This is a genomic window from Acidobacteriota bacterium (genome assembly GCA_022340665.1).
Taxonomy (GTDB): Bacteria; Acidobacteriota; Thermoanaerobaculia; order Thermoanaerobaculales; family Sulfomarinibacteraceae; genus Sulfomarinibacter.
Genome location: JAJDNM010000130.1, coordinates 1 through 8855 on the forward strand (window position 1 = coordinate 1; position 8855 = coordinate 8855).

An 8855-nucleotide genomic window follows, 5' to 3' on the forward strand; every position below is an offset into this window, starting at 1 on the left:
CGTCAGGGACGTAGATCCGCAGACCGAGGCTCAAGTCTTCGTCTTTGTCAATGATCGGCAGCCGGTTCTCCTCGGGCGTGAACATCCGCGCAACCCGGCTCAGCTCGTCGACGGCCCGAAGGGCGCATTCTCAGATCCGACTTCAATTAAGTCTCCAGCTGTGTCTGTCATCTTATGGAACTGTGTTCGACCAGACCGTCGTTTGGCCTGATTCGAAGCCATCGCTGAAGATCTCCGGGTCGACGAGGATGGCTGCGGTTTCCTGGCAGCCGCCGCTGGTGACGGTGACCCAGAACCACTCGTCGGGCGGCGGGTTGACATCGATGGTGGCGGTGGTCTCGAACGTGCTCCACTCGTAGGTGTCCCAGCTTCCGCTGACGGAAAGCGTGTACGGGCCCGCCCCGGTCATGTGGATGACCGGCTGGGCACAACCGTTGGTCGCGGTGGTCACCATCTCCGGAGAGCCGATGTCGCTGGTGACGAGATTGTAGGGGTTGTAGAGATGTGGGTTGGTGTAGGTCGTCACAGCGATGTCATACGTCAACCCCGGATCGAGCCCGGTCACAGGGAATGAGGTGGTCCAGATCGACTTCGTCCAGCCAACCGATTCCCAGCTGCCTGATCCCGGCTTCAGGATGAAAAGGTGATAGCCGGTCGCCTCGCCCGGAGTGGTGACGTAGTCCCAGCTCAGCCACACCGTGTGGTCGCCGACCGTTCCGACGATCACATTCTCCGGCGAAACCGTCTGCGAGCTCTCCCAATCGCCCCACCCGGAGTGCTTGGAAATGAGGAATGCGTCCAAAGTGGGGTCGTCAGTGTGGAGGGCATTCCAGCTGATGTCCAATCCAGCCGGCGCGATTGTCGTGAGGTTGGCGAGCTGCACGGGAATCTCCCCTCCGAGCTGGTTGCAGCACAGGGACAAGTAGTTGATGAGCGGCAGATTCCCCAGCTGCGGCGGAATGGTCCCGCTCAAGTGATTGGTGTGGAGGGAGAGTGTCCCGAGTTCTGGCAGGCTTCCCAGCTCCGGTGGAATCGATCCGATGAGCTCGTTGCCGCCGAGGTAGAGACTCCGTAAACCGGCAAGGTTCCCCAACTCGGGCGGGATGGTCCCAGTCAGCTGGTTGCCGCTCAGGTCCAGAGCGTAGACGTACATGTCCAGCGGGTTCGAGTCGAACATCCTGCATTCGACCCCGAACCAGTTGCATTCCTCTCCGAGAGGCCCCAGCCAGCCGGTTTTGTTCGTCCAGTTGTCCCCGTCGGTGCTGTTATACAGAGCAACCAACGCGGCGCGTTCGGACGCGGGAATCTGCGCGTGGGCGAAGCCTACCGGGATAAGGATCAGAACGGCGATGACGACGGGTTTTCGCATGGACGACCTCCCGTTCTCGTGTCTTTCTAATTGGCAGTTAGAGCATTCTCCGTTTCGTGGGGGCAAAAGTCAAACGGGATGCGGGAAGGAGATGGTGCGGGGAGATCTGCTCGCCGCGCTACTGCGGCACGGGTGGAGGCCGAGATTCAGTCATCATGCGGCCGCTCCGACACGGAACGCGACATCCGTTCCTTCCACTGGTCGATGACCTCTTGATATCGACGTGCCGGGAGCTCTGCGGTGCACGACCTGCACACGATGACGGCGCTGGCTCAACGCCCCCGGAGGTCGGCGGGTCCTCCGCAGAGCGGGCACTCGAGCTGCGGCAGGTCTTCGGCTCGACGCTCGGAATTCACGGCATCCTCCTCTCGCAATGTCATGTTACCGAAAAGGTCGCCGTTGTGAGCAGCTATTCACATCCCCGACGGGGCGTGTCACCATGACCGCAAGATGCTCTGCCCACAATGCGGATCCGAAGCGCCCGAGGGCAGCAGATACTGTCCGACGTGCGCCGAGCCTCTGGATGCGACCGAGGGCGTGCAGACCGAAAGCGTTGTGGGGAACCGGGCCGCGAAGGACACGTCGGCCTCGGAGGCCGAAACGGTGCGTTTCATCCCCGGCACGATCATCGGTGGCAGGTACCGCATCGTCGGCCTGCTCGGCCGCGGCGGGATGGGCGAGGTCTACCGCGCGGACGACCTCAAGCTGGGCCAGCCGGTGGCGCTCAAGTTCCTGCCGCTTGACGTGGCTCGAGATCGCGAGCGGCTCGAAAGATTCCTCAACGAGGTGCGCAGCGCGCTCAGGGTGACCCACGCCAACGTCTGCCGTGTGCACGACGTAGGCGACGTCGACGGCCAGCATTACCTCTCGATGGAGTACGTGGACGGCGAGGATCTGGCGTCGCTGCTCCGCCGCATCGGCCGGTTGCCGCGGGACAAGGCGGTGCAGATCGCGCGACAGCTGTGCGCCGGCCTCGAGGCGGCGCACGAGCAGGGCATCCTCCACCGGGACCTCAAGCCGGCCAACGTGATGATCGACGGGCGCGGTCGGGCGAAGATCACCGACTTCGGATTGGCGGGGCTGGCGGAGACGATCGTCGGCGACGAAATCCGGGTCGGCACGCCTCTTTATATGGCACCGGAGCAGAGCGCCGGGGAGAGGGTCTCGGTGCGCAGCGATCTCTACTCGCTGGGCCTGGTCCTGTACGAGCTCTTCACCGGGCGACGGGCCTTCGAGGCCGCCGATGCGGGCGACCTCGAGCGGCTACGCGAGCAATCGACGCCCACCAGCCCGTCGAGCCACGTCCAGGATCTCGATCCCGCCGTCGAGCGGACCATCCTGCGCTGCCTCGAGACCGATCCCGAAGCCAGGCCGAAGTCCGCACTTGCCGTGGCTGCATCGCTGCCCGGCGGCGATCCTCTGGCGGCGGCGTTGGCGGCGGGTGAGACCCCCTCGCCGGAGATGGTGGCCGACGCGGGAGAGGTCGGTGGATTGCGGCCGGCAATTGGCATCCCTCTGCTCGTCTTCGTGGTCATCGGTCTGTTGTTCATTGCCGCAAAGAGGGATCGCTACGCTGTCGAGGGTTTAGTCCCGCTCCCGAAGCCGCCCGAGGCGCTGGCCGTCGAGGCGGGGGAAATCCTGGGGATGGCCGGTGTCGACGGCGATGAGGTGGACAGGGCGAACGGCTTTGCGTACGACGACGACTATCTCGATTACATGGAGGCGCAGGGGCTGACCGTTCCCGAGTGGGAAATCCTGTCGACGGTCCGTCCCGCGCCGATCTATTTCTGGTATCGGCAGAGCCCGGAGCATCTCGTCGCGTCGGATTTCTTTTCCAGTGACGAGTACCAGTTCGTCTCACCGTCCGACCCACCGTGGACGGTGGAGGGGATGTCCGGCGTCTGGCTCGATCCGGACGGGAGGTTGCGGCGTCTCAAGGTGGTGCCGCCGCCGATTGCCGCGGAGGATTCTCCGGCCGGTCCGGTTGACTGGTCGCCCCTCTTCGAGGCGTCCGGCTTCGACATGGCGCTCTTCGGCCCGGTGGCCCCGAGACGAAATCCCCTGGTGACATGTGATCAGCGATTGGCGTGGGAGGGCGATGATCCAGAGGCAGGGCAGATTCGCATTGAAGCGTGCTCGAACGCCGGCCGTGCTGTCCACTTCGAGGTCGTTCCCGAGTGGAGGTGGGGCGCATCCGCTACGACCGGGGCGCAGACTTCGTTCGGGGATGCGATTTTCTTCACCGGGTTGCTGTTCGGCGTGGTCGTGGGCGGCGCGTTGGTCGCGCGCCGCAACCTGCGGCTCGGACGTGGCGATCGGCTTGGTGCCCTGCGGGTAGCCTCCTTCGAGTTTGTTGTCCTCGCGGTGGCCTGGGTGCTGCAGGCGCATCACGTGCCGACGTTTGCCGAAGTCGGACTCTTCTTCAGATTTCTCGCCTACGGCATGATGGTTGCCGGACTGGTGTGGATGGTCTACATCGCCCTCGAGCCCTATGCACGGCGATTGTGGCCGGAAGGCCTCATCTCGTGGAACCGGCTGCTCGCGGGACGGTTCCGCGACCCGCTGGTCGGGAGGGACATTCTCATCGGAGCCGCTGCCGGAGTCTTCACCCAGTGCTGGTGGGGCGTGTACAGATTGCTGCTCGAATACCTCAAGCGGCCGGCGGAACGGCCCCCGGCTGCCTCCTTGATCTCCCTTTCCGGAACGCCAGAGGCAATCGGCAATGTGTTTCAGAATATTGCCTTCGCACTCTACATGCCGGTCGGTTGGCTCTTCATGCTGCTGCTCCTGCGGGTCCTCCTGCGACGTCAGTGGATCGCTGTCCTCGCAGTCCTGCTGTTCGCTGCCGGAACCGCGGTTCCGGGAATGCCCAACCCGATGATCTTCTTTGTCTACATGTCGGTCGCGTTCGGCGCCTTCCTCTTCGTGCTCATCCGATTCGGATTGCTGGCCCCCGTCTTCTGGGGCATCTACATGTGGTTTGCCGGCTTCGTGCCACTGACCCTGGACTCATCCGCCTGGTACGCCGGCCGGTCGTGGATCACGTTGCTGCTCCTCGCCACCCTGGCTGCCTACGGATTCTGGATCTCCCTCGCCGGCCGGCCGCTGATCAATGCTGACATGATCGAAAAGAGGTGACGGAGGGTGGATCCGAGTGCTGATCGGCAGGCCCGTCAGGATGTCGATTCGGATCGCCCGTCATGAGCGCAGGGCCAGTCGCAATCACGCGTTGAAGAGGAACTCCACCACGTCGCCGTCGTGGATCTCGTGGTCCCGGCCGACGGTGCGGACGTGGCCGCGGCTCTGCACCTCGTGCAGGTCACCGGTTTCTATGAGCTCGTCGGCCGAGGCCACCTTGGCGCGGATGAAGCCCTTCTCCATATCGGAGTGGACCTTGCCGGCGGCGGTCGCGGCCGCAGTGCCGTTTGGGATCTCCCACGCCTGCAGCTTGCGCTTGGCGATGGTGTAGAAGGCGACCAGCCCGAGCAGGTCGAAGGACGCCTTCACCACGCGGTCGAGGCCGGTCTCGGTGAGGCCGAGCTCCTGCATGAACTCCGCCCGCTCGTCGGGCTCGAGTTCGGCGAGCTCGAGCTCCAGCTCTGCATCGACCGTCACCAGGTGGGCGTCGGGCTCCCTCTCTGCGACCTCCGATGCACGATCGGCGTCGCTCTCCCCGGAGATGTTGGCGACATAGAGGACGGGCTTGCCCGAGATCAGGCCAGCGGTCTTGAGCTCGCGCAGGTCGTTGGGGTGGAGGCCAATCCGGCGCAAGGGCTGGCCGCGTTCGAGGGCCTGTCGCCAGTCGGTCATCCGTCGTTTTTCGCTGGCGTGGTCCTGGGGGCGGGTCTGCCAGTCCCGCTTTCTCTTTTCGATCGCGCGGCCGAGTACCTCGAGGTCGGCGAGCATGAGCTCGGTGTCGATCACCTCTGCGTCGCGCACCGGATCGACATCTGCGAAGACGTGGGCAACATCCGATTTGCGGAAGCAGCGGACGACGTGGACGATGGCGTCGACCTGGCGGATCTCACCGAGGAACTGGTTGCCAAGCCCCTCGCCCGTGCTGGCGCCCTCGACCAGGCCCGCGATGTCGATGAAGCGCACCGTTGCCGGCGTAACCTTCTCCGGATCGAGCACCCGCGTGAGGCCGTCGAGCCGGGGGTCCGGCACCGGCACCACGCCGACGTTGGGCTCGATGGTCGTGAAGGGGTAGTTCGAGACCTCGGCGCCGGCCGCGGTGAGTGCGTTGAAGAGCGTCGACTTACCCACGTTGGGCAGCCCGACAATGCCGACAGAGAGCATGACGGGAATTGTACCCGGTTGTGGGCCGAAAAAATCCCGCGTGTGGCGTACCCGGGCGCCACAGGCAAAGATGGGACCTGTCTCGGGGAGTGTCGAGTCAATATTTGAGACTCAATTGCGAAATTAGTTATATGTACATCATTACTACTGATCAATTGCCAAAACATGGTACCCTCATGGCCAGACAGGAACGGGAACCACTGTGTGTTGTCTTTGGACGATCGTCGGTCATGGTGATGGGCAGCTGGCCACAGGTGTCGGGAACTCGGCTCGCGAACCGGGACCTGGTCGATGAGAGCCTCGGTTGCGACGGCCCGGCAGCAGGATGACCTTCAACTGGTGGATGGTTCGAAAGTCGCCGTGATCGGCGGCGGACCGGCTGGCTCGTTCGTCAGTTACTTCCTGCTCGAAATGGCCTCACGAAGTGGCCTCGAACTCGATGTCGAGATCTTCGAGCCGCGAGACTTCTCGTGCGTCGCGCCCAAAGGCTGCAACATGTGCGGAGGGATCATCTCCGAAACGCTGGTACAAAACCTGGCTGCGGAAGGGATTAACCTCCCGTCGACGATCGTGCAGAGGGGAATCGAATCGTACATGCTGCACACGGATGTGGGCAGCGTGCGCATCGAAACGCCGGTTCGGGAGAAGAGGATCGGTGCCGTCTACCGCGGTGCGGGCCCTCGCGATCTGAAGAACAGTAAATGGGGGAGCTTCGACCACCACCTCGAACAACTCGCCATCGCAAAAGGCGCACGTGTAACGCGAGGCAGGGTCGCCGATGTGTCCTTCGATGAAGGCCGACCGCGTGTTACGGTCAAGGGAGACGAAGCACAGATTTACGACCTGTTGGTGGTAGCGGTCGGCGTCAACTCGGCGGCGCTGAAGCTCTTTTCCGAGAATGGGCTGGGCTACAAACCTCCTCAATCCACCAAGACCTTCATTACCGAGTACTACCTCGGGGAAAAGGTGATCGAAGAGACACTGGGTGACTCGATGCACGTCTTTCTCCTCAACATCCCAAGGCTCGAGTTCGCGGCGATCATTCCCAAAGGTGATTACGCGAGCGTCTGTCTACTCGGAGAATCCATCGACAAGGATTTGGTGAAATCCTTCCTCGATGCGCCGCAGGTCAAAGCCTGTATGCCGGATAACTGGATTTCCGACCCTCGGTCGTGCCAGTGCTCTCCGAAAATCAGCGTGGGGGCCGCAGTCCAGCCGTTCTCGGACCGACTGGTCTTCGTGGGTGACTGCGGAGTGACCCGGCTGTACAAGGACGGCATCGGGGCCGCCTATCGAACCGCCAAGGCCTGCGCGACCACGGCGGTTTTCGAAGGGATTTCGGAATCCGACTTTCGACGCCACTACTGGCCCGTGTGCCGGTCGATCAGCATCGACAACTCTATCGGCAAGCTGAGCTTCGCGGTAACCCGACAGATTCAGAGGCGGCGATTCGCTCGACGTGCACTCCTGCGAATGACGGAGAAAGAGCAACAAGGAACTGGACGACGGCGTGACATGAGCCAGGTCCTGTGGGACATGTTCACCGGAAGCGCTCCTTATCGGGAAATCGTGACCCTCGCGATGCACCCCCGGTTTCTGGCGCGTTTGGCATGGGAGTTGGCGGTCGCAGCATCACCGTTTCCACGAACCGAAAACTGAAGGAGAGGTCGATGGCGAAGGGAGATCTGGGCAAGACCTATAGCGACGGTGAGATCGTTGCTCGCCAAGGAGATGTGGGCGACTGCATGTACGTGATCCAGAAGGGCAAGGTTCAGGTGCTGGTGGAAAAGGGCGGAGTTGAAATGCAGTTGCGAGTCGCTGGAGAAGGAGAATTCATGGGCGAGATGGCGATCTTCGATCGTGAAGAACGGTCGGCCACGCTCCGCGCTCTCGGTGAGGCAAGAATTCTCACCATCGACAAGAAGAATTTCCTCAAGAGGATCCACAAAGACCCGTCGCTCGCCTTTCGCGTTGTTCAGACGATGTCGAAGCGGGTGCGAGAGCTCAGCGATGAGGTTGCACGTCTGAAAAGCCCGGCACCTCGGGAATGAGTCACTTTAAATGAAGGGGGATCTCGGCTCAGCCAGGTATTGTGCGCCGCCACCGACGCAACAACCCGCGAAAAAGCTCGTGGTCGAAACCGGACCGAACGTCGGTGCCTCCTTCGCCTTTTTCAACCAAATCGAGATCGGTCGATACAAAGAGGGCCGCGAGGCCCCAGGACTTTTGTTGGTCTGTGATCCGACCGTGTCGACTCGGCACTGTGTCGTCACACAGGAGCCGGACGGGCGTTGTTTTGTCCGTGACATGAGTCGTAACGGTACGCGAATCGATGGTCGGCGGCTGTCGCCGAATCTGAAGACGGAGCTGAAGATTAACCAGGTCCTGGAGATTGGCAAAGGCCTCGTATTAAGGCTCGACGGCGAGAAGCCACTGGAAATGATCGCAGATGCGGAGTCGACAGATGGAACGGTCGGGGTTTCCAGTGCGGTTCCGGTGACGGTGCTCGTCGGAGACATTCGAGACTATACCGGGCTCGTGCAGAGGTTTGCTCCATCCGAGGTTCAGGAGTCGGTCGGCCGGGTGTTCGAGCGACTCGAGCGCGAGGTGGTGAGGCTCGGCGGAACGCTCAAAGAGTTCCAGGGTGACGCGATCTTCGCCTTCTGGGAGGCGGGCTCGAGCCGGAATCACGCAGTCGACGCGTGCAAGGCGGCGTTGGCCCTCAAATGCCGGGTCGAAGAGCTGGCAGAGGATCAAGCCGCATGGCGCGTGGCGGGATTCCCGCTGCACATGGATTGGGCGCTCGCCACAGGACTGGTCACGATCTCCGGTTACGGTAACGAAGGAGCGTTGGGATTGTCGATGGTCGGAGAAACCGTGGTCCTGGCTTTCCGAATAGAGAAATTTGCCGACGAGTCCACGGGCCCGATTCTCGCCTGCCCGTTGACCTACGCGATGGCTTCAGAAACTTTCGAATTCAGGGAAATCGGATCGAAGAAAGCAAAGGGTTTCAACGACTCTCACAAGCTGTACTCCTTGGTACAAGAGCGCAATTGAAAAGTACCACCCCGCGGGATGCCACCAGTATTGTTTTCGTGGCAGGTGCCTCCGGGTACATTGGAGGCCGGCTGGTCCCCTTTCTGCTCGAATCGGGCTATCGAGTCAGATGTCTGGCGCGGAGCCCGAA

The 8855-nt window shown here is 62.3% G+C and carries 7 protein-coding genes; 5 read left to right on the forward strand and 2 right to left on the reverse strand.

All coding sequences use genetic code 11. The features are described from left to right. Window positions 1–172 precede the first annotated feature (172 nt). Entirely contained in the window at window positions 173–1369 is a 1197-nt protein-coding gene (locus LJE93_14430; GenBank protein MCG6950105.1) for a fibronectin type III domain-containing protein, read from the reverse strand. A gap of 450 nt (window positions 1370–1819) precedes the next feature. On the opposite strand from LJE93_14430, the gene LJE93_14435 reads away from it, so the two are divergent. After that, window positions 1820–4507: a serine/threonine protein kinase gene (locus LJE93_14435; protein ID MCG6950106.1), complete on the forward strand. Its 2688-nt coding sequence runs from the start codon at window positions 1820–1822 to the stop codon at window positions 4505–4507. A gap of 84 nt (window positions 4508–4591) precedes the next feature. Here the strand turns inward: LJE93_14435 and ychF are convergent, their stop codons facing one another. Further along, entirely contained in the window at window positions 4592–5668 is a 1077-nt protein-coding gene (gene ychF / locus LJE93_14440; protein MCG6950107.1) for a redox-regulated ATPase YchF, read from the reverse strand. A gap of 291 nt (window positions 5669–5959) precedes the next feature. Between ychF and LJE93_14445 the strand changes: the two genes are divergently transcribed. From LJE93_14445 to LJE93_14460, 4 genes are all read left to right on the forward strand, one after another. Then, window positions 5960–7327, forward strand: a complete 1368-nt coding sequence (locus tag LJE93_14445; protein ID MCG6950108.1) for a hypothetical protein — start codon at window positions 5960–5962, stop codon at window positions 7325–7327. An 11-nt stretch (window positions 7328–7338) separates the two neighbouring features. After that, window positions 7339–7719, forward strand: a complete 381-nt coding sequence (locus LJE93_14450) for a cyclic nucleotide-binding domain-containing protein (protein MCG6950109.1) — start codon at window positions 7339–7341, stop codon at window positions 7717–7719. A gap of 10 nt (window positions 7720–7729) precedes the next feature. After that, the gene (locus tag LJE93_14455; GenBank protein ID MCG6950110.1) at window positions 7730–8725 is read left to right on the forward strand and encodes an adenylate/guanylate cyclase domain-containing protein; all 996 of its coding nucleotides are present in this window, start codon (window positions 7730–7732) and stop codon (window positions 8723–8725) included. After that, window positions 8722–8855, forward strand: a 134-nt coding sequence (locus LJE93_14460; protein ID MCG6950111.1) for an NAD-dependent epimerase/dehydratase family protein, incomplete at its 3' end; no start/stop codon positions are given. The genes LJE93_14455 and LJE93_14460, both read left to right, overlap by 4 nt.